19 protein-coding genes and 1 tRNA gene are annotated in these 20,712 nt (G+C 58.5%); 14 read left to right on the top strand and 6 right to left on the bottom strand.

Annotation, left to right across the window (positions count from 1 at the left end; translation table 11 throughout):
* The first annotated feature begins 1 nt into the window (after position 1).
* The 5 genes from KG007_RS13810 (at position 2) to rpsT (ending at position 3,449) form a co-directional block, all read left to right on the top strand.
* Positions 2-928 (top strand): energy transducer TonB, encoded by a 927-nt coding sequence (locus KG007_RS13810; RefSeq protein ID WP_213349718.1) that lies wholly within the window; start codon positions 2-4, stop codon positions 926-928.
* On the top strand, positions 929-1,936 hold the full coding sequence (locus KG007_RS13805) for an iron ABC transporter permease (protein ID WP_213349716.1): 1,008 nt from the start codon (positions 929-931) through the stop codon (positions 1,934-1,936).
* 2 nt (positions 1,937-1,938) lie between these two features.
* On the top strand, positions 1,939-2,703 hold the full coding sequence (locus KG007_RS13800; protein WP_213349714.1) for an ABC transporter ATP-binding protein: 765 nt from the start codon (positions 1,939-1,941) through the stop codon (positions 2,701-2,703).
* A gap of 232 nt (positions 2,704-2,935) precedes the next feature.
* Positions 2,936-3,007 (top strand) — tRNA-Glu (locus tag KG007_RS13795).
* Positions 3,008-3,197: 190 nt separating this feature from the next.
* Entirely contained in the window at positions 3,198-3,449 is a 252-nt protein-coding gene (rpsT, locus tag KG007_RS13790) for a 30S ribosomal protein S20 (RefSeq protein WP_195461887.1), read from the top strand.
* Between the two features lie 185 nt (positions 3,450-3,634).
* Here the strand turns inward: rpsT and KG007_RS13785 are convergent, their stop codons facing one another.
* The gene (locus KG007_RS13785; protein WP_195461886.1) at positions 3,635-4,210 is read right to left on the bottom strand and encodes an adenylate kinase; all 576 of its coding nucleotides are present in this window, start codon (positions 4,208-4,210) and stop codon (positions 3,635-3,637) included.
* Positions 4,211-4,303: 93 nt separating this feature from the next.
* Here KG007_RS13785 and thiL point away from each other — a divergent pair, with 93 nt between their 5' ends.
* From thiL to rplI, 4 genes are all read left to right on the top strand, one after another.
* Positions 4,304-5,341 (top strand): thiamine-phosphate kinase, encoded by a 1,038-nt coding sequence (thiL, locus tag KG007_RS13780; RefSeq protein ID WP_213349712.1) that lies wholly within the window; start codon positions 4,304-4,306, stop codon positions 5,339-5,341.
* Between the two features lie 158 nt (positions 5,342-5,499).
* Positions 5,500-5,844, top strand: coding sequence for a 30S ribosomal protein S6 (rpsF, locus tag KG007_RS13775; RefSeq protein ID WP_195461884.1), 345 nt, complete (start codon positions 5,500-5,502; stop codon positions 5,842-5,844).
* 3 nt (positions 5,845-5,847) lie between these two features.
* Positions 5,848-6,126 carry a 30S ribosomal protein S18 gene (gene rpsR, locus KG007_RS13770; RefSeq protein WP_010265192.1) on the top strand — a complete coding sequence of 93 codons (279 nt, stop codon included), beginning with the start codon at positions 5,848-5,850 and terminating at the stop codon, positions 6,124-6,126.
* Positions 6,127-6,145: 19 nt separating this feature from the next.
* Positions 6,146-6,586, top strand: a complete 441-nt coding sequence (rplI, locus tag KG007_RS13765; protein WP_195461883.1) for a 50S ribosomal protein L9 — start codon at positions 6,146-6,148, stop codon at positions 6,584-6,586.
* 130 nt (positions 6,587-6,716) lie between these two features.
* Here rplI and KG007_RS13760 read toward each other — a convergent pair whose 3' ends face one another.
* From KG007_RS13760 to KG007_RS13745, 4 genes are all read right to left on the bottom strand, one after another.
* The gene (locus tag KG007_RS13760) at positions 6,717-7,637 is read right to left on the bottom strand and encodes a DMT family transporter (RefSeq protein ID WP_195461882.1); all 921 of its coding nucleotides are present in this window, start codon (positions 7,635-7,637) and stop codon (positions 6,717-6,719) included.
* A gap of 118 nt (positions 7,638-7,755) precedes the next feature.
* Positions 7,756-8,667 carry a DKNYY domain-containing protein gene (locus KG007_RS13755; protein WP_249413371.1) on the bottom strand — a complete coding sequence of 304 codons (912 nt, stop codon included), beginning with the start codon at positions 8,665-8,667 and terminating at the stop codon, positions 7,756-7,758.
* Positions 8,668-9,068: 401 nt separating this feature from the next.
* Complete coding sequence (rpsA, locus tag KG007_RS13750; RefSeq protein ID WP_213349710.1) at positions 9,069-10,901, bottom strand: 30S ribosomal protein S1; 1,833 nt, start codon at positions 10,899-10,901, stop codon at positions 9,069-9,071.
* Between the two features lie 254 nt (positions 10,902-11,155).
* Positions 11,156-12,577, bottom strand: a complete 1,422-nt coding sequence (locus tag KG007_RS13745) for a bifunctional metallophosphatase/5'-nucleotidase (RefSeq protein WP_213349708.1) — start codon at positions 12,575-12,577, stop codon at positions 11,156-11,158.
* Positions 12,578-12,670: 93 nt separating this feature from the next.
* On the opposite strand from KG007_RS13745, the gene KG007_RS13740 reads away from it, so the two are divergent.
* From KG007_RS13740 to gcvP, 3 genes are all read left to right on the top strand, one after another.
* Positions 12,671-14,341 carry a nucleoside kinase gene (locus KG007_RS13740; RefSeq protein ID WP_213349706.1) on the top strand — a complete coding sequence of 557 codons (1,671 nt, stop codon included), beginning with the start codon at positions 12,671-12,673 and terminating at the stop codon, positions 14,339-14,341.
* An 82-nt stretch (positions 14,342-14,423) separates the two neighbouring features.
* Positions 14,424-15,080, top strand: a complete 657-nt coding sequence (locus KG007_RS13735) for a hypothetical protein (RefSeq protein WP_213349704.1) — start codon at positions 14,424-14,426, stop codon at positions 15,078-15,080.
* A gap of 232 nt (positions 15,081-15,312) precedes the next feature.
* Positions 15,313-18,135 carry an aminomethyl-transferring glycine dehydrogenase gene (gcvP, locus tag KG007_RS13730; protein ID WP_213349702.1) on the top strand — a complete coding sequence of 941 codons (2,823 nt, stop codon included), beginning with the start codon at positions 15,313-15,315 and terminating at the stop codon, positions 18,133-18,135.
* Between the two features lie 67 nt (positions 18,136-18,202).
* Here the strand turns inward: gcvP and KG007_RS13725 are convergent, their stop codons facing one another.
* On the bottom strand, positions 18,203-18,688 hold the full coding sequence (locus KG007_RS13725; protein ID WP_213349701.1) for a hypothetical protein: 486 nt from the start codon (positions 18,686-18,688) through the stop codon (positions 18,203-18,205).
* 134 nt (positions 18,689-18,822) lie between these two features.
* Between KG007_RS13725 and KG007_RS13720 the strand changes: the two genes are divergently transcribed.
* Both KG007_RS13720 and KG007_RS13715 read left to right on the top strand, forming a co-directional pair.
* Positions 18,823-19,359 (top strand): FKBP-type peptidyl-prolyl cis-trans isomerase, encoded by a 537-nt coding sequence (locus tag KG007_RS13720; RefSeq protein WP_213349699.1) that lies wholly within the window; start codon positions 18,823-18,825, stop codon positions 19,357-19,359.
* 107 nt (positions 19,360-19,466) lie between these two features.
* The gene (locus KG007_RS13715; RefSeq protein ID WP_288332346.1) at positions 19,467-20,651 is read left to right on the top strand and encodes a WG repeat-containing protein; all 1,185 of its coding nucleotides are present in this window, start codon (positions 19,467-19,469) and stop codon (positions 20,649-20,651) included.
* Positions 20,652-20,712: the final 61 nt, after the last annotated feature.

Genomic DNA, 20,712 nt, shown 5'->3' with positions numbered 1-20,712 from the left:
CATGAAAGCCGTCATCGCAATCCTCCTTTCGCTTTTCGCCCTTCAGGCCGCGGCTCAGCCCAAGGAATCCGACGCGTGGTTCCACTACTATTCCGACGGGCGGGCTGTCGCCAAGCGCGACTCGCTTTACGGATTCATCGACCGCAACGGCGTGGAAGTCATACCGTGCCAGTACCAGAAAGCCTACAACTTCAACGACGGCATCGCCATGGTCCGCCACAATTTCGAGGTCTTCGCCATCGACACCCTGGGCAACCGCCTCGACCGGAAGGTCCGAATCCCCAAATTCCGGGGCCAGGAGTTCGAGGGCTTCGTCTATTGGGTCTGGCGCCGCTTCCCGTTCACATCGAGCGACGAATACGCGCAATTGCGCAACCAAACGGCCAACGTCGTCATCACCATCGGCAAGGACGGCCGCATCACGGACTGCGAAAAGGCCGACGACAGTCCGGAATCCATTTTCTGGAAAGTTCATGAAATCATCATGGATTCACCCGCATGGACGCCGGGGGAGGTGGACGGCAAGCCGGTTGAAATCCGTTACCTGCTGCCGATCGAATTCGGCCATTTCCGTCCGCTGAAATGCCGTCCGATCGACGCCGAGGGCCGGTATATGGGCGGCAACCTCGTTTACCCGCTCTTCCGGAACGGCTACGCCTACAATTTCTACGGCTGGTTTTTCGGCAACCTCCGGTTCCGGAACTCGAACGAATACCAGCGCGCCGCATCGGGCCGTGTCCGGGCCGCATTCACCGTCGACACGAAGGGCTCGGTGCGCGACATCGAAATCCTCAGCTTCCACAACGAGGTCTGCCGGAAGAAAACCGTAGAACTGCTCAAGAAATCGCCCCGGTGGATACCGGGAACCGTCGACGGCCAACCCGTAGCCGTCCGCTATGAACTGACGTTCAATTTCAGATTCCGCTAAATGAAAACCCGCAGGACCGCCATCCTCTTCACCGCACTCAGCCTGCTCACTGCGGCGCTCTTCATCGCCGACCTCGCCGTAGGGTCCGTCGCCGTACCGCCGGGCGATGTCTGGGCGGCTCTCACGGGCGGCGCCTGCGATCCTGCCACCAGCGACATCATCCTTAAAATCCGCCTGTTGAAAGCCGTCACCGCACTCTTCGCCGGCGCGGCTCTTGCCGCCAGCGGTCTGGAAATGCAAACCCTTTTCCGCAACCCGCTGGCCGGGCCCTACGTATTGGGCGTCAGTTCGGGCGCCGGACTCGGCGTCGCGCTGTTCCTGCTGGGTGCACCCCTGCTGGGCGTCGCAGGACACTCGTTCATCCAGTCGCTGGGCGTCGCCGGAGCGGCATGGCTGGGCTCGGCCCTCGTGCTGGCCGTCGTCATGGCCGTCAGCCGCCGCATCAAGGACATCATGGTCATCCTGATCCTCGGCATGATGTTCGGCTCGGGCATCAGTTCGGTGGTCGAAATTCTCCAATACCTGTCGAGCGAAGCCGCGCTCAAATCGTTCGTCATCTGGACCATGGGGTCGCTCGGCGACGTTACGGGCAGCCAGCTTGCGCTGCTGCTTCCCGTCGTCACGGCAGGCCTCGTACTGGCCGTCGCCGTCATCAAGCCCCTCAACCTTTTATTGCTGGGCGAGAACTACGCCCGCACGATGGGCCTCAACGTCCAACGCACACGCACGCTGATTTTTCTTTCGACCGTCCTGCTCGCCGGTACGGTCACTGCCTTCTGCGGTCCGGTAGGCTTTATCGGACTGGCCGTGCCGCACCTCGCACGCATGCTTTTCGCCTCGGCCGACCACCGCATCCTGATGCCGGGATCGATGCTCGCGGGCGCCGCCCTGCTGCTGGTCTGCGACCTCGTCGCCAAGAGCCTCGCCCTGCCGATCAACACCATCACGGCCCTGATGGGCATTCCGGTCGTCATCTTCGTCGTCGTTCGCAACCGCAATATTTTCTGAGCATGAGCATCACCCTGCGCCATATCACACTCTCCTACGGCAGCCGCACGCTGCTCGAAAACGTCACGGCCTCCTTCGAACAGGGCTCGCTGACCGCACTGATCGGCCGTAACGGCACTGGTAAAAGCACCCTGCTGCGGGCCGTCGCCGGACTGGGCGAAACCGCCGCCGGCGAGGTGGAACTCTGCGGCCGCCCGTTAGCCGCGCTTACGCCGTTGCAGCGGGCCACAACCGTGGGATTCGTCACCACCGACAAGGTCCGCATCGCCAACCTGGCGTGCGAGGATGTCGTGGCGCTGGGACGCGCCCCCTATACCAACTGGATCGGACGCATGCAGGAGACCGACCGCGCCGTCGTCGAACGGTCGCTGCGCCTGGTCGGGATGTCCGGCTTCGCCCGCAAGACGATGGACCGCATGTCCGACGGCGAGTGCCAGCGGGTGATGATCGCCCGCGTGCTGGCGCAGGACACCCCCGTCATCCTGCTCGACGAACCCACCGCCTTTCTCGACCTCCCCAACCGCTACTCCCTGGCGATGCTGCTCCGGCAGTTGGCCCACGACGAGCAGAAGTGCATCCTCTTTTCGACGCACGACCTCGACGTGGCGCTCTCGCTCTGCGACTCGGTGGCACTGATCGACACCCCGGCGCTGCACCACCTCCCGGCCGACGAAATGGCCCGCAGCGGATTGATCGAACGGCTCTTCTCCGAATCGAACGTCACGTTCGACGCCGCAACCCGGCACATCCGCATCTCGCACGACTGAGCCGATACAGGCCGCCCGTATCCCGCACTCCTTACCGAACGGCTGGCAAACAGCCGTTTATGCCCAGCCGATCTGCATGGCCGCAACGAAATACAGCAATGAATTCCGGCAGGCGCAGACAGGATTTTTTTCGTTCGGACTCTTTTTTCTCATTTTTTTTTGCACAAGTCACTTTTTTGCTTACCTTTGCACCGCTAAAGTAACCCCATTCGGGGTATGCGATAGTGGTAAGGGCCCATTCGTCTATCGGTTAGGACGCAAGATTTTCATTCTTGAAAGAGGAGTTCGACTCTCCTATGGGCTACAAACGAAGGGGCCGGAAAGGCAGCGGCAACGGGAAGGCACACATAGCCCCCGAAACATCGGAAATCGCCGGCAACGACCCCTACGGGTGAAAAACTTTTCGAGGAGCGGACCTGCGGGTCTATCCGAAGGCGGCCAAGGCCGTTTCAAGCCAAGCAACTGAAAAAAGTAAAAATAAAAATTAACGAATTATGGCAAACCATAAGTCATCGAAAAAGAGAATTCGTCAGACCCTGACGAAGCGTGCTCACAACCGTCTGTTCCACAAGACGGCCCGCAACGCCGTGAAGGCTCTGCGCACGACTACCGAGAAGAGCGCCGCCGAAGCACTTCTTCCGAAGGTAACCGCTATGCTCGACAAACTGGCCAAGCACAACATCGTGCACAAGAACAAGGCCGGCAACCTGAAGAGCTCGCTGCAACTGCACGTGAACGCGCTTTAGCCGCTGACCGAAAAAAAGTAAGCGCCGAACCTCTTGAAGGTTCGGCGCTTACTTTTTTTACCGGCCGCAGGAATCGGGTGCAAACGTTCCGCCCTTGCAAGATACGACAGCCAACCGGACCGGCAACGACCCTCAGGATCGTCCGCCCCGCCGAAGGAGAATCGGCTCTCCCCTGCCGCGACCGCCTATTTCAATCCGTCGATCACCGTAGCGATGCGATCGAAAACCTCGTCCATCGTCCCTGTGCCGTTGACCGAGGCGTATTTCCCCTGCGCAGCGTAGTAATCCGACACGATGGCCGTCTGCGCACGATACACGTCCAGACGCCCGCGAATCACCTCTTCCGAAGCGTCGTCGGCACGGCCCGAATCCTTGCCGCGCAGCAGGATGCGGCGAATCAGTTCCTCCTCGGGAACGTGAATGTCGACCATTACATCGACCTGGAGACCGTGTTTGGCCAGGATTTTGTCGAACTCCTCCGCCTGTACCGTGGTGCGGGGGAAACCGTCGAAAATACAGCCGGCGGCATTCATGTGCTCGGTGACATAATGCTCGATCATGCCGATTACGATCTCGTCGGGAGCCAGCCGGCCCGACTTGATGTAGGCCTCCATGCTCTGTCCCAGTTCCGTACCCCGGCGAATCTCGTCGCGGATCACCTCGCCCGTGGAAACGTGATCGATTCCGTAGTGTTCCTTTAAGCGCTGAGCCTGCGTGCCTTTGCCGCAACCCGGAGCGCCGAATAAGACGATATTTACCATAACTAACCCTTTTTGTAATTGGACCGGGCAAAATTACGTTATTTTTTGGGGAAACAAGAGTATTTCCTTAATTTTGTAAAAAATTTTAGATTCATGGATCAGAAAAAACGCACCGAGATCGCTTCGCTCGGACAATTCGGACTCATTGACCTGCTGACCAGCGAGTTCTTCCCGAAAAACGCTTCGACGCTCAAAGGCGTCGGGGACGACGCCGCCGTGATCGCCCCGGCGCGCGGCGAAGCGGTGCTCTGCACGACCGATTCGTTCTACGAAGGCGTCGACTTCGACCTCACCTATTTCCCGCTCAAACACCTGGGCTACAAGGTTGTGACCGCCGGCGTAAGCGACATCCTGGCCATGAACGCCCTCCCGGCACAGATCACCGTATCGCTCGGCGTCTCCTCGAAACTGCCCGTCGAAGCCCTCCGCGACCTCTACGAAGGGATCGCCTTCGCCTGCAAGGAGCAGCAGATCGACCTCGTAGGCGGCGACACGCGCGCTTCGCTGACCGGTCTGGTCATCACCGTCACGACGCTGGGCCACGCCAAAAAAGACGCGGTCGCCTACCGCAGCGGCGCGCAGCAGAACGACCTCATCTGCATCACGGGCAACCTCGGCGCAGCCTACATGGGCCTGCACCTGCTGGAACGCGAGAAACGCGTGCTGGCAGGCCTGAAAAACCCCGAACCGCAGTTCAAAGGCTACGAATACCTGCTTGAAAAATACCTCAAACCGCGCCCCCGCACCGACATCGTCCGGGCGCTGGCCGAGGAAAAAATCCGCCCCACGTCGATGATCGACCTTACGGACGGACTCGCGAGCGACCTGATGCAAATCTGCAAATCGTCCGCCTGCGGCGCGCGCATCTACCTCGAACGCATACCGATCGCCAAACAGACCTCGGCGCTGGCCGAAGAGATGCACGCCGACCCGGTCGTCGCGGCGCTGAACGGAGGCGAGGACTACGAACTGCTGTTCACCGTGCCGCTCGCCATGCAGGAACAGATCATGCGGCTGGGACTGGTGGACGTTATCGGCCACATCACCCCCCAGTCCACCGGCGCCTACCTCATCACGCCCGACGGCGCAGAGATAAAACTCAAGGCCCAGGGATTCCCGGAGTCCGTTTAAAAAGCGGGATTCATGCGCCCGGCCGTTATGCCTCCCGGGTAGTCATTCGCGATAAATCGCCGAAAATGAGAAATTTTTGATCCCTAATTTTTCATTTTTAATTTTAATGCGTATCTTTGCGGTCCCTTTGGGGATTTAATTAACTAATTAAAAGCATTATGAACAATTACGAAACCGTTTTCATTGTCACGCCGGTTCTGTCCGATGCACAGGTACAGGAGGTTGCTGACAAATTCCAGGGTGTTATCACCGAGAACGGCGGTCAGATCGTGAACAAGGAGTCGTGGGGCCTTCGCAAGCTCGCTTATCCTATTCAGAAGAAGACCACCGGTTTCTACTTCCTGGTAGAGTTCACGGGCGAAGGCCCGATCATCAACACGCTCGAGACGCAGTACCGCCGCGACGAGCGCGTGATCCGTTTCTTAACTTTCAAGCAGGACAAATACGCCGTAGAATACTCGGAGAAGCGTCGTGCTAAACTTTCTAACAAGCAGGAGGAGTAAACCATGGCACAGGACAACAAAGCACAGTCGGAAATCCGTTACCTGAATCCCGTATCGGTAGACGTTAAGAAGAAAAAGTACTGCCGTTTCAAGAAACTCGGCATCAAGTACGTAGACTATAAGGACGGAGAGTTCCTCAAGAAGTTCCTCAACGAGCAGGGCAAGATCCTTCCCCGCCGCCTGACGGGTACTTCGCAGAAGTTCCAGAAGAAGGTCGCTCAGGCCGTGAAGCGTGCGCGCCACCTGGCCATCCTGCCCTTCGTAACCGATTGCATGAAATAATTAAAAGGAGGACAAGACCATGGAAGTAATTCTGATCAAAGATATCGAAAACCTGGGCTACGCCAACGACATCGTCAACGTGAAGCCCGGCTACGCCAACAACTACCTGATCCCCCAGGGCTACGCCAAGTCGGCTACCGCCTCTGCCAAGAAGATTCTCGCCGAGAACCTGAAGCAGCGTGCTCACAAGGACGCCAAGATCCTGGCCGACGCTCAGGCACTGGCCGAGACCATCGCCAACCTGCCGCTGTCGCTGGCCGTGAAGGCCGAAGAGGGTAAACTCTTCGGTACGGTTACCGCTACGGACCTTGCCGAGGCGCTCGCCGCCAAGGGCATCACCGTAGACCGCAAGCAGATCAGCGTCGAGGCTATCAAGACCGTCGGCGAGTTCGAAGCTACGGCCCGCCTGCACAAGGACGTGAAGGCTACGATCAAGTTCTCGGTTTCCGCTGCCGAGTAACGCGAAGATACACTTATTACGAAAAGAGCTTCCCCAAAAGGGAGGCTCTTTTCAGTTGATGGCGATACGCTCCGAAGCCCTGTATGTCCACCCCGACCAGGGACTGGAAACCGGTAGTCGCCGACCGCAATTAATGCGGACTCGCCGCAGGCGGATCGACCTGCCGGGGCTTCACCAGATAAGACCGGAGCACCAACCCCACCCCCGCGAAGATCACCAACGCAAAAATCACCGTATCGGCATGCAGCTTATCCAGTCCCATCGCGACGGAAATAGCGATCGCCAGCACGGGCTGCAAATAGGTGTAAATACTCGACACGGTGGGTTGCACGGTCTTGAGTGCATAATTGAGCATCAGGTTCGGAACATAGGTCGGAACCATCAGCACGAAAAGCGCCGGGAACAGGGCGTGATGGGCAATGGCCGTGAAATCGGTGTGTACGATCGGTCCGATACCGAACGGCAGCGCCATGACGGCCGCCGCACAGTAAACCCATCGCAGGACCGTCGTAATGCGGTATTTGGCAATCAGCCGCTTGAACCACACCATATAGACGGAAGTAGCGCAGGCACACAGGAAAATCATCACATTGCCCCAGAGGTGCGAATGGGCGTGGCTCGACGAAGCCCCTGCGAGCACCACCGCCACAGCCCCCGCCATGCCGAGCACAAGGCCTGTGATTTTGAGTTTCGTGAAGCGGTCCATCCCCAGCAGCACCGAGAGCACCAGCACCAGCAACGGCACGATGGTGTCGATAATCGAACCGTCGATCGGCGAGGTCATCGACAATCCGAACATGATGAAAACCTTGCGCAGCACGCCGATCAGCAGCGCAGCGCCGATCAGTTTGCGAATATCTCCGCGCTCGACCTTCTCGGCTTTCTGCCACAGCAGCGGCACGAGCGAAAAGAGCGCCGTAACGATCAGCGACGCCGAAACCAGCGCCATCGGGTGCAGGTAGCGGGGCAGGACGATGTTGTAAAAAGGGTAATCCATCGCCCAAAGGATATTGCACACCAACAGGGCCAGGTGGGGTTTCAGTTTGTTCATCCGTTTCGTCGTTTACCCCGCAGAAAAACAAAAACAATGCCCGAATCCCAACCCGTTCCGCCGCAGAAAAAAAGGCCTTCCCCGCAGGGAAAGCCCGATGTATAACAAAACCCGTCTGCTATCGCCGCTCCGGTATCCGGAACGTGGACGGAGAAGCCCCCGGAACCGCCTTGCCCCGGTAAAAGACCGTCCATGCGTCTTTTCCATATCCCCATCCGAGGTTTTCGAACGAGGACGAGGCGGCGCCCGTCACCTCACGCCCCTCGAAAACCACTTTCCACGGGTCCTTGCCGTAGCCGCCCCCGAGGTTTTCGAACGACGAAGCGGAAACGCCCTCCACCTTCCGGTCCCGATACCAGACCGTCCAACTGTCCTTGCTGTATCCGCCGCCCAGGGCCTCCTCCGACACCGTGCGGTCACGCTGTTCCTCCCCGCACAAGTAGGTATGCCAGGCATCTTTGCCATACCCCCTGCCGAGGCTCTCGAACGACATTGCCGAAGCTCCTTTCACCTCGCAGCCTTCGTAGAACACCTTCCAACTATCCTTGCCGTAACCGCCGCCGAGACTCTGAAACGAGGAGGCCGCAGCCCCTTCGATCTTGCGTCCCCGGTAATAGACCGCCCAGCTGTCCCTGGAGTATCCGTCGCCGAGAGCTTCCAGCGAAGGACTGTTCAGTCCCGACTGTTTCCGGCCCTGGAAAAAGGAGTTCCACGCATCTTTGGCATAGCCCCGGCCGACGTATTCGAACGACGAAGCCGAGGCGTCTTTCATCTCCCGCCCCTCGTAAAACACCTTCCAACTGTCTTTGCCGTAACCGCCGCCCAGATCGGTGAATGAGGAGGCCGCGGCCCCTTCCACCTTCCGGCCCCGGTAAAAGACCGTCCAACTGTCTTTCGAATATCCGCCGCGCCGTTCTTCGTGTCGGGGCTGCACAGCCCGGGTCTCGGCAGCACATGCGCGTCCGTTCCACAACAGACCGCCCGAAAGGACGACCAACACGGCTAACAGGTATAAAATCGGTTTTTTCATGCGATTTCGGTTTGCTTTATTATCTAACCTCAAATATACCGGGTTATTGTCCGCGGAGCAAGGAATCCCCGGTAAATTTTACGACGAAACCGCAAAAAAACGCCCGCTCCGCCCCATAAATCAAGTGCACGGACTCTTCCCGGGTGCAAATCTCCGCCATTTCGGCCCGGCGCCCAAACAGGGTTCCGCTCTTGGCCGGCCCGGAACGCAAACAGCCTCAACGGCCCCACACTTCACAGTCCGCCCCCTGCGCTCCGTCAGACGGCCCGACCGCACGGCCCGAACACCTCCGCTTCGGACCGCCCCGCCGCCCGGAACCAACAGCCGCCGCCCCTACCGCTCCGCACAAAAAAACGCCCGCGCAGGTCTCTGCGCGGGCGTCCGGTTATCGGATACGGAAATTACTCCTCGTCCTCTTTCTTGGCAGCCTTCTTGGCCGACTTAGCCTCGGCAGCCTCCATGGCGCTCTTCAGGGCAGCCAGGCCGGCGATGTCGCCGAGCGTCGTCTTCTCGACCGAAGCGTTGATCTTCTTCACGGTCGACTTCGTAGCATCGGCAGCAGCGCGCTTCTCAGCCTTTTCGGCAGCGACTTCGGCACGCTTGGCCTCCTCGTACGTACGCAGGTGCGAAAGGGTGATACGCTTGGTAGCCTTCGAGAACTCAAGCACCTTGAAGTCGAGCTTGTCGCCCACCTTCGGGGTCGTGCCGTCCTCTTTTGCGAGCTGGCGTGCGGGGCAGAAGCCTTCGATGTTCTCGCCCAGGGCAACCACGGCACCCTTGTCGGTCATCTCGGTAATCGTACCCTCGTGGATGCTGTCCACTGCATACTGGTTCTCGAACTCGTTCCAGGGGTTCTCCTCCAACTGCTTGTGACCCAGGCTCAGGCGGCGGTTCTCCTTGTCGATCTCCAGAACCACGACCTCGATATCAGCGCCTACCGACGTGAATTCGCCGGGATGCTTCACCTTCTTGGTCCAGCTCAGGTCCGAAATGTGGATCAGGCCGTCGATGCCCTCCTCGATCTCGACGAATACGCCGAAGTTCGTGAAGTTACGCACCTTCGCCGTGGTCTTCGTGCCTACGGGATACTTGGTTTCGATATTCTCCCAGGGATCGGGGGTAAGCTGCTTGATGCCGAGCGACATCTTGCGCTCTTCGCGGTCGAGGGTCAGGATAACGGCCTCGACTTCGTCGCCGACCTTCATGAACTCCTGAGCCGAACGCAGGTGCTGGCTCCACGACATCTCCGACACGTGGATCAGACCTTCCACACCGGGAGCGATCTCTACGAATGCACCGTAATCGGCCATAACGACCACACGGCCCTTGACTTTGTCTCCGACCTTGAGGTTCTGGTCGAGTGCCTCCCACGGATGGGCCGTAAGCTGCTTCAGACCCAGCGCGATGCGCTTCTTGGCCTCGTCGAAGTCGAGGATCACGACGTTGATCTTCTGATCGAGCGCCACGATCTCCTCGGGGTGGTTTACACGGCCCCACGAAAGGTCCGTGATATGAATCAGACCGTCTACGCCGCCCAGATCGACGAATACGCCGTACGAGGTGATGTTCTTGACGGTTCCTTCGAGGATCTGACCCTTCTCCAGCTTGGACATGATGACCTGCTTCTGGGCTTCGAGTTCAGCCTCGATGAGTGCTTTGTGCGAAACGACCACGTTGCGGAACTCCTGGTTGATCTTGACAACCTTGAACTCCATGGTCTTGTCTACGTATACGTCGTAGTCGCGGATGGGTTTCACGTCGATCTGTGAACCGGGCAGGAACGCCTCGATGCCGAATACGTCGACGATCATACCGCCCTTCGTGCGGCACTTGATGTAACCCTTGATAATTTCGTCTTTCTCCAGCGCCTCGTTGACACGATCCCAGCTCTTGAGCTGACGGGCTTTCTTGTGCGAGAGGGCCAGCTGGCCGTTCTTGTCCTCGACCGACTCCACGTAGACTTCGATCTTGTCGCCTACCTTCAGGTCGGGATTGTAGCGGAACTCCGAGATGGTGATGATACCCTCGCTCTTATAGCCTACATTGACGATAATTTCGCGCTTGTTGATACCCGTTACGGTTCCCTCGACCACTTCGCCGACGTTGACGTTCGAAAGCGTCTTGTCGTAAGCCTCGGTGATCTGGCCTTTGTCCTGGTCGTAAACACCCAGGTCGTTCTCAAAAGCATTCCAGTCGAAATTTTCGTTTGCGACTACATTCTTTACTTCTTCCATTGTGGAAATTTTGTGCGATTCAATCGCTCGTTAATTGGTTAATATTGAATATCATACCCCACGACCGGCACGTCGTGCGCGTACGCGAGGGCTACAAAGGTAACGCTTTTCAGCGAAAATACAAAATATCAGCGTTTTATTTGCGGCGTCCTGTTCCAACAGCAAAAGCCCCTGCCGAAGCAGGGGCCTTGGAATGAATCGGACCGACGATCGCGGCACGATGCCGCAGACTCCGGAAATAGCCGGAATCGCGGCTATTTCCTGCGCACCTCCTGCCTCGGCCTGTTGTCCGGGGTCAGCGGGCTGTCGTCGTGCAACTCTTCGAGCAGCACGCCGGCCACCGTTATGCCGGTGAACTTCCCGTCGGTGTAATTCAGGTCGTTGTAATTCTTGTAGACATAGTCGCTCACGGCCACCTCGTAGACTTTGCCTTCGCGCAGCTTCGGGAACCGCACGTCGAGGGCGTTGTCCTCAGCGTCGGTCACGATGACATAGGGCGTCGTCGAGATCAGGTCGATGCGGTGCGCCTCCTTGCGGTTCTCCGTGTCGTTGTACTTCGAAACGATCATCCGCCGCATGTCGGCCGGAGTCATCCGCATCAGGGCGATCTCCGTCCCGAACGGCTCCAGGTCGTAAACCTTCGCCGTACTCACGCCGCCCGCCGGAATCGAATCGAGGCGCACCCCGCCGATATGGTAAAACCCGACATCGGCGTCGGTCTCGTCAGCCACCGACCCGGCCATCCAATTGGCGAGGCCCCACTTGTCGATCGTCTCGGAGAATGCCCCCACGGGCTTGTTCAGTTCCGGTTCGGCATAGTAGCGGTCCACTTCGGCCTGATACGACGCGTCGGGCGCATAATCGGCCAGCGGCACGAGGCGGTAATCGACGCTCTCTATCTTTTTGCCGCGGAGCCTGACCACCGTCACACCCACGTTCTGCAAATTCTTCCCGGTCTGCGTCAGCAGCGTGCCGTTCACCCGTTTGTTGATCTGCTCGTGGGTATGTCCGCCGATCACCAGGTCGAACTGCGTCTCCTTGCCGAGCAGTTCCTCGTCACGGTCGTCGCCCATATGCGACACGAGCACCAGCACGTCGACTTCGGGCCGCAGTTCGGCTGCATATTTCATCGCCATCGCCTGCGGATCGGGAAACTCCAGCCCCGCGAAACTCGAAGCGTTGCCCGCGGGATGCCCCGGACCTTCGTAGTTAGTCACCACGCCGACGAATCCGATACGGATGCCGTCCTCGTCCAGCACCGTATAAGGCGGCAACTGCGGGAACGTGCAGGTGTCGCTCACCACGTTGGCACACACCACCTCGAAATCCATGCTGTCGATCATGCGCCCCAGGAAAGCCTGCCCGTGGTCGAACTCGTGGTTCCCGAGCGTCGCCACATCGAAGCCCAGCCGGTTCATCAGTGCGATCACCGGCATCCCGGGCGTCGGCGCCATATCCACATAGGCATTTCCGGTCCAGCGGTCCCCGGCGTCGACCAGCACCACCAGCTGCGCCGTATCGCGGCACGCCTCGACAGCGGCAGCCAGGCGGGGGAAGTTCTGAATCTTCGCGTGCATGTCGTTCGTCGACAGCACCACGAGCGTCCGCTCCCGGGGAGCACAAGCCACGGCGACCGCCGCGAAGAGGATCAGGAGCCCACGAAACATTCTTTTCATATTAGTCGGCATTATTTTTCAACTTGGATTATAATTTGTCAAAAGTACAAATAATTCCTATCTTTACGAATCAAACATTGTAAAAATTTCCCGATGAACGATCTGATAAAAGTCGTCTGCGAGAACCTCTGCGGAGAGCTCGAAGTCCCGATGGGAACCCCGCTGCTGGAGGTTGCCGAACGCCTGACGCCCGGCCTGCATCCTTTCCTCGCGGCCTTCGTCAACAACCGCATCAAAGAGTTGAGTTACAAAATATATGCCCCCGTGACGATCCGGTTCGTCGACATCACCACGTTCGCCGGCATCCGCGTCTACCAGCGCACCGCATGGTTCCTGCTGCAAAAGGCCGTCAAGGACCTCTACCCCGGGCAGACGCTCCACATCCGCCATTCGATGGGCCAGAGCGGCTTCTACTGCGAGATCGACGGCATCGACGAATTCACCCCCGACGACGCCGCGAAACTCCACAGCCGCATGCGGGAACTCGCCGTACGCGACCTGCCCATCACGCGGACGCGCATGCTCACCACCGAGGTCCGCGCCCGCTACGCCGAGGAGGGCCTCACCGACAAAATCGCCCTGCTGGACTCCCGCCCGCGGCTTTACAGCCAACTCTATACGCTCGACGACACGGTGGGTTATTTCTACGGCTCGCTGGCCCCCTCGACGGGCTACGTCACGCTGTTCGACATCGAGCCCTACTACAACGGCTTCTACCTGGCCCTGCCCCTGCGCACAGACCCCGACGCTCTCCACAAGAACGTCCACCAGGAGAAGATGTTCGGCATTTTCCAGGAGTACCAGTCATGGGTCCGGATCATGGGCGTCCCCACCATCGGCGATGTCAATTCGAAGGTGCTCGCGGGCGACGGCGGCGCTTTGATCAAGCTCGCCGAGGCATTCCACGAACGCAAGTTCGCCTGGGTGGCCGACACCATCTACGAAGCCAACCTCACGCGCGGCACACGCATGGTGCTGATCTCGGGCCCCTCGTCGAGCGGCAAGACCACCTCGGCCAAACGGCTGGGCATCCAGTTGGGCGTGCTGGGGCTGAATCCCGTGCTGATCTCGCTCGACGACTACTTCGTCGACCGCGAAAAGACCCCGAAGGACGCCAACGGCGACTACGACTACGAAGCGCTCGAAGCCATCGACCTCGCCCTGTTCAACGACCACCTCGGCCGCCTGATCCGGGGCGAGAGCGTCGACATCCCGCGCTACGACTTTATCACGGGCCGCCGCACCTGGCACAACACGCCGCTGACGCTCGACGAACGCTCGATCCTCATCATCGAAGGCATCCACGGACTGAATCCGCGCCTCACGCCCTCGATCCCCGACGCGCAGAAGTTCCGCATCTACATCTCGTGCTTCACGTCCGTGGCAATGGACAACCTCTCGCGCATCGCCACCACCGACAACCGCCTGCTCCGCCGCCTCACGCGCGACTACCGCCAGCGCGGAGCCGACGCCCTCTCCACGCTCTCGCGCTGGGCCTCGGTGCGCCGCGGCGAGGAGAAGCACATCTTTCCCTACCAGGAGAATGCCGACGTGATGCTCAACTCGTCGCTGCTGTACGAGATTTCGGTGCTGCGTCCCTTCGCCGAAAAAATCCTCCGCGAAGTCCCCGACACGGTTCCCGAATACGATGAAGCGCGGCGCATGCTCAAGTTCCTCGACAACTTCACACCCATCCCGCCCGACGAAATCCCGCCCACTTCGATCCTGCGCGAGTTCATCGGCGGCAGTTCGTTCCAGTATTAGAAAGATAACGGGCGGAAATGCCCTGCATCTAAAATATGTTTTTTCAATAGAAATATTATCGCTGGTATTCATTGACTTATCTATGATTCCGGAATTAAATTACAATAACAAAATACTCTCAACTCAAGAAAGAGATGAATTTTGCAAATTCGCAGATGGACTTATAAATGATTTCGCCGAATCTATCGACGGAATGTATCAGATTGCGATGGAAGTCTCATCGACTGGTAATTCTGCATTTAATGAGATAACCGACACTACAATCAGTATAAGTACTTTTATAAATTTCTCTTTTTGTGACTGCATTGTATTGACAAAATTATTTGTAAGAGCGACAAATCCTTATGAAAAAAGTTTTCTTCGAGGTAAGCTAAAAGTTCAACTCAATGAAAGTTTTAAAAAGCTATATGGGTTTACCGATAAGGGATATAAAGACTCGTATTGCGCAAAGCTGGAAAAAATCATATTAATGTTTCCTGCCTTTAAAGATGAGTTTAACGCTATCTTGTCGGATTTAAAACAAATTTCAAAAAAGCCCTGGTGGAAAGAAGAAAGGAATGTCGAAGTGCATATTGATATTGCCAAACTGTATGAATCAAGGCACGAAGAAATAAATGAAAGCAAAGTTGCTATGGAAACATTGCAATTAACTAATGCTTTCAATCGGTTTAATCGCCTTATGACAAGATTGAATCGAGTGTATATTGCTTATATGGCTTCAAAACTTCAAGGGAGTTAATGTTTTAAATATCCTAATGCATTTCTAAGTAAAACCAGAATTTAGTGGATTAAAGTATACAATTGGATAAAAAATTCGTAATATCCTATACTTTTCCCCGTGCCCGCTGCCGATTATCCCGATCCGGCGGCCCGGCCCGAAATAATCTGCCCGAAATTTTTGCGCGTCCGCGCCAATTATTTACCTTTGTATGCTCGTGTTTCCGAGAGACTGCTACTATTAAATTCATCATATGTTCGACAAGTTTTCCGAACGCCACATCGGCGTCTGCAACGAAAAAGACCTCAAAGCCATGCTCGATGTGATCGGCGTAAAATCGACCGACGAACTCATCGCGCAGGTCATTCCCCAGTCCATCCGGCTCAAAAAGCCGCTCGCACTGCCCGAGGGGATGAGCGAATACGAATTCGCGGCGCACATCCGCGACCTGGCCGACCGCAACCAGCCCTACCGCTCGTTCATCGGCATGGGCTACTACCCTTCGGCCGTCCCGGCCGTCGTCGTGCGCAACGTCTTCGAGAATCCCGCATGGTACACCTCCTATACGCCTTACCAGGCCGAAATATCACAGGGCCGCCTCGAAGCGCTACTGAACTTCCAGACCGCCGTGATCTCGCTCACGGGCATGGAGATCGGCAACTGCTCGCTGCTCGACGAGGGAACCGCCGCCGCCGAGGCGATGGCGATGATGTTCTCGCTGCGCTCGCGCGAGGCCGTCAAGGAGGGCCGCAACCAGCTCTTCGTCGACCGCAACATCTTCCCACAGACGCTTGACCTGCTGCTCACGCGCAGCGAACCGTTCGGTATCGAACTCATCATCGACGAATACGACCAGTACGAATTTACAGGCAGGGAGTTCGGCGCGATCGTGCAATACCCCGCCGCCGACGGCTCCGTGCGCGACTACTCGGATTTCACGGCCGCGGCGCATGCCAAGGACGCCCTGGTGACCGTCGCCGCCGACCTGCTGTCGCTGGCCCTCATGAAAGCCCCCGGCGAATGGGGCGCCGACATCGCCGTCGGTTCGGCACAGCGCCTCGGAAATCCGATGGGCTTCGGAGGTCCCGCCGCCGGTTACCTGACCACGCGCGAGGCGTTCAAACGCAACATGCCGGGCCGCATCATCGGCGTCTCGGTCGACCGGCTGGGCAACCGGGCCCTGCGCATGGCGCTCCAGATGCGCGAACAGCACATCAAACGCGAAAAAGCCACCTCGAACATCTGCACCGCCTCGGCCCTGATGGCCTCCATGACGGGCTTCTACTGTGTCTACAACGGCCCCGAAGGGCTGAAACGTGCCGCCGAAACCGCCCACCTGGCCGCCGCCACCGTTGCCCGTGCGCTGGAGGCGATGGATTATAAATTAACATCGAAGGAGTTCTTCGACACGCTCGAAGTCGAAGCCGAAGCCGCCGTCGTACAATCGCTGGCGCTCGAAAACGGCATCAACTTCTACTATCCCTCCGAAGGCCGCGTGCGCATGTCGTTCGACGAGGTGACCACTCCTGCGGAGATCGAAGCCGTAGCAGGCATTTTCGCCGCAGCCAAAGGCAAGAAAGCCAAGGCGGTAAAGGCCGTCACCGAAAGCAACGTTCCAACTGCCCTGCGCCGTAAGTCACCCTACCTGCAGGAGCCTGTTTTCAGCGCCTACCGCTCCGAAAGCGCCCTGATGCGCTACATCAAGAAACTCGAACTGAGGGACATATCGCTGGCCAACTCAATGATCTCTTTAGGTTCGTGCACCATGAAGCTCAACGCCGCGGCGCTCATGCAGCCGTTGTCGCTGGCCGGCTTCCAGAACATACATCCCTTCGCCCCGGCCGACCAGGCCAAGGGCTATATGGACCTGATCGCCGGGCTGGAACAGGACCTGGCGACGATCACCGGCTTCGCGGCCTGCTCGCTCCAGCCCAATTCGGGCGCGGCGGGCGAATATGCCGGATTGATGGTGATCCGTGCCTACCACCAGAGCCGCGGACAGGGCTACCGCAACGTAGTGCTGATCCCGGCGTCGGCCCACGGCACGAACCCCGCATCGGCAGCCATGGCGGGCATGAAGATCGTCACCGTAGCGTGCGACGCCAACGGCAACATCGACGTGGAGGACCTCGAAGCCAAGGCCAAAGAGTACTCCTCGGAGTTGTGCGGCCTGATGGTCACCTACCCCTCGACGCACGGCGTATTCGAGAGCCGCATCCGCGAGATCGTGGACGCCGTTCACGACGCGGGCGGACAGGTCTACATGGACGGCGCCAACATGAACGCACAGGTGGGCCTCACGAACCCCGGCTATATCGGGGCCGATGTCTGCCACCTGAACCTCCACAAGACCTTCGCCATGCCCCACGGCGGCGGCGGCCCGGGCGTAGGCCCGATCTGCGTCGCAGAGCACCTGAGGGCGTTCCTGCCGTCGCATCCGGTCGTAGCCACGGGCGGCGACGAGGGAATCACGGCCGTCGCTTCGGCCCCGTGGGGTTCGGCGCTGCTCTTCCCGATCACCTACGGCTATATCAAGATGCTGGGAGCCGAAGGGCTGCGTAAAGCGACCGAGATGGCCATCGTCAACGCCAACTACATGTCGGCGGCGCTGGCCCCGGAATACCGCACCTACTATTCGGGCGAAACGGGCCGCGTAGGCCACGAAATGATCCTCGACCTGACCTCTTTCAAGAAGGATTACAACATCGACTGCGGCGACATCGCGCACCGGCTGATGGACTACGGATTCCACGCCCCGACGCTCTCGTTCCCCGTACACGAGACGCTGATGGTCGAGCCGACGGAATCGGAGCCCAAGGAGGAGATGGACCGTTTCATCGAGGCATTGATAAGCATCAAGCGCGAATGCGAGGCGGCCGCCGGACAGCAGGACAACGTCGTGGCGAATGCGCCCCACACCGCCCGGGAACTGGCCGGGAACTGGGAACACCCCTATTCGCGCGAACAGGCGGCCTTCCCGCTCCCGTGGGTCGGCGAGGCGAAGTTCTTCCCCTACGTTTCGAAAATCGACGCGGGCTACGGCGATCGCAACCTCTGCTGCCGCAACTGCGAGTAGACCCGGATTTCCGACCGACAAAAAAACGGATGAGCGAAAACTCATCCGTTTTTTATTTTTCACCGGGTTAAAACATAAATTCGACCCTGAAAATCACGTTTTTCTCATACCTTCGGCCCCCTAACCGCTCTGCAACATCCTGCATCTGGAAACCGATATTAAAAGCCAGCGCACAACGATTCCCGAGGGGCCAGCTCATACCCAACGCCGGGGAAGCATAGAACCCTTCGTCATTTTCCAGAAACCCGTAGCCTGCATCGACCGAGAGAAAAGGCGTCGCCCCTTCGGCGAGCAAATAGCCCCGCACATTGCCGTAGACATGATAATCCAATGTTCCGAGCGAGCTCCGATAGTTAAGTCCGATGCCGGCTCCGGTAAACAGATGCGGATTTATCCGCACGCCGTGCGTCGTTTCCACATTGACCGGGTTTGCGTCCGCCCATCCGATCTGAATGCCGTATCCGGCGGCCAAATGCCCCTGATAGCGGACCTGAGAGAAAACGGCCGTCACTGCAAACAATGCAATAACCGTCAGGAATATTTTTTTCTGCATGATTTTAGCAATGGATTAGCTCTATCAAATATAGAAAAAAAACGACATTTACGCAACTCGTTGCAAAATATAAACTTAATTTCTACCTTTGTCAACTCACAGTAAAAGCAAGATTCACCTAATTATCAAATACAATGAAAGTAGAACAGAACAAAATGGTCGGCGTAGACTACAAGCTCACCGTCGACGGACAGATCGCAGACCAGTCGCGTCCGGGCCAGCCGCTCGAATTCATCTTCGGAACGGGCATGCTGCTTCCGAAATTCGAGGAGGCGATCCTGGGCAAGGAGATCGGCGAATCGGTCGCGTTTACGCTTGAGGCCAAAGACGGCTACGGCGAAGTGATTGCAGACGCCATCGTCGACCTGCCGAAAGATATATTCATGGTAGACGGCAAACTCGCCGAGGACATCCTCTTCGAGGGCAGCCAGGTTCCGATGAGCGACGCCCAGGGCAACCGCATGATGGGTATCGTCAAGGAGGTAGGCGACGCAACCGTGAAAATGGACTTCAACCACCCGATGGCGGGCAAAACGCTCAACTTCGAGGTGGAGGTGGTTTCGGTGCGCGACGTGACGCCCGAGGACCTGCAGGGCGGATGCTCGTGCGGCGACGGCTGCAACGAAGACTGCGGCTGCGAGGACCACGACGGCCACTGCAACTGCCATTAACCGAGAAGGCCTCTTCGGAGGCTTTTTTTTTGCCCTGTTCTTTAGACCGGGCCCGCCTTCCCGAAACCGGAAAATGCGGCGAATCCAAAAATAATCCGTAAATTAGGGTGCTTACTCCCCAGTTCAAGACGGTGTATACCCTTCGCCAATACCTCCTGACCCTGTTCGACTCCCGCGGCCTGACGCGCACGCTGGGAGAAGTCGACGTGTGCCACGACGAACGGGGCCGTCCTGGTTTCAGCGCCGGTAATTCGGCGGCGGTTTTCCGCATCCGCCTCGGCGGGCGCATCCGCTCGCTGCGCTGTTACCTGCGCCCGATGCGCCACCTGAAGGAGATTTACGGCGATCGGCTGCTCGAAAAAGAGCTCTACCTGCACACCTCGGCCCAAACCGGGGTCTGGGTCGATGTCGTCCTCGGCGACTGGATCGAGGGCCTCACCCTGCACGAGGCGGCTGCACAGGCCGCTGCGCTCCGCGACAGGGAATGCCTGCAAATCCTCGCCCGGCTGTTCGACAGGCTGGCCTTCGCGCTGGTTACCGACGACTGCGCCCACGGCGACCTGAAGCCCGAAAACATCATCGTCAGCGACGACGGAACGCTTCATCCGATCGACTTCGACGCCTCATACCTGCCTGCCTTCGCCGGGGAGACGAGCCCCGAACTGGGCACGGCTGCCTACCAGCACCCGGCACGGACTGCTGCGGACTTCGACGAACGGATCGATGACTACCCCGCGGCGCTGATCTCGACGGCATTGCACGCACTGGCTGCCGACCCGACGCTCTGGGACCGCTACGGAAGCACCGACGGACTGCTGTACTGTCCCCAGCGGATTGCCGCCGACGCCGCCTACCGGGAGACGCTCGCGCTGTTCGAACAGCGCGGCATGGCCGTTCAATACCGCATCGCACAACTGCTGCGCGCCCCCTCCCTGCGGCTCTTCGGTCTCGCGGGACTGCTCGCCGAGGCAATCCGCGAAAAACCCGCAGCGGCGGCATCGGACGAGGAGCCCGAACTCTTCGTCGAGAGCGGGCGCTGGGGTTACCGGACTCCGGAATGCGTCGTTATAGCACCGCTTTACGACAGCGGCTTCGACTTCACCGAAGGACTCGCAGCGGTTCAGCTCGGCAGCACGTGGCACTACATCGACACGGCGGGCCGCACACGTCTGAGTTGTCCGGACTGCACCGCCGTCAAACCGTTTCGCGGCGGAAGGGCGCAGGTCGTGCGCAACGGGGAACGGCAGGAGATCGCCCATCCGCTGAAAGCACGCCAGTACCAGGAAGGTTGACACCGGAGCGGGCAACGACAAAACAGGCGCACGATCTGCATCGTGCGCCTGTTTTGTTCGG

It is taken from the genome of Alistipes montrealensis, from assembly GCF_018362775.1.
Classification (GTDB): Bacteria; Bacteroidota; Bacteroidia; order Bacteroidales; family Rikenellaceae; genus Alistipes; species Alistipes montrealensis.
This window is presented reverse-complemented; position numbering and strand designations above follow the sequence as displayed.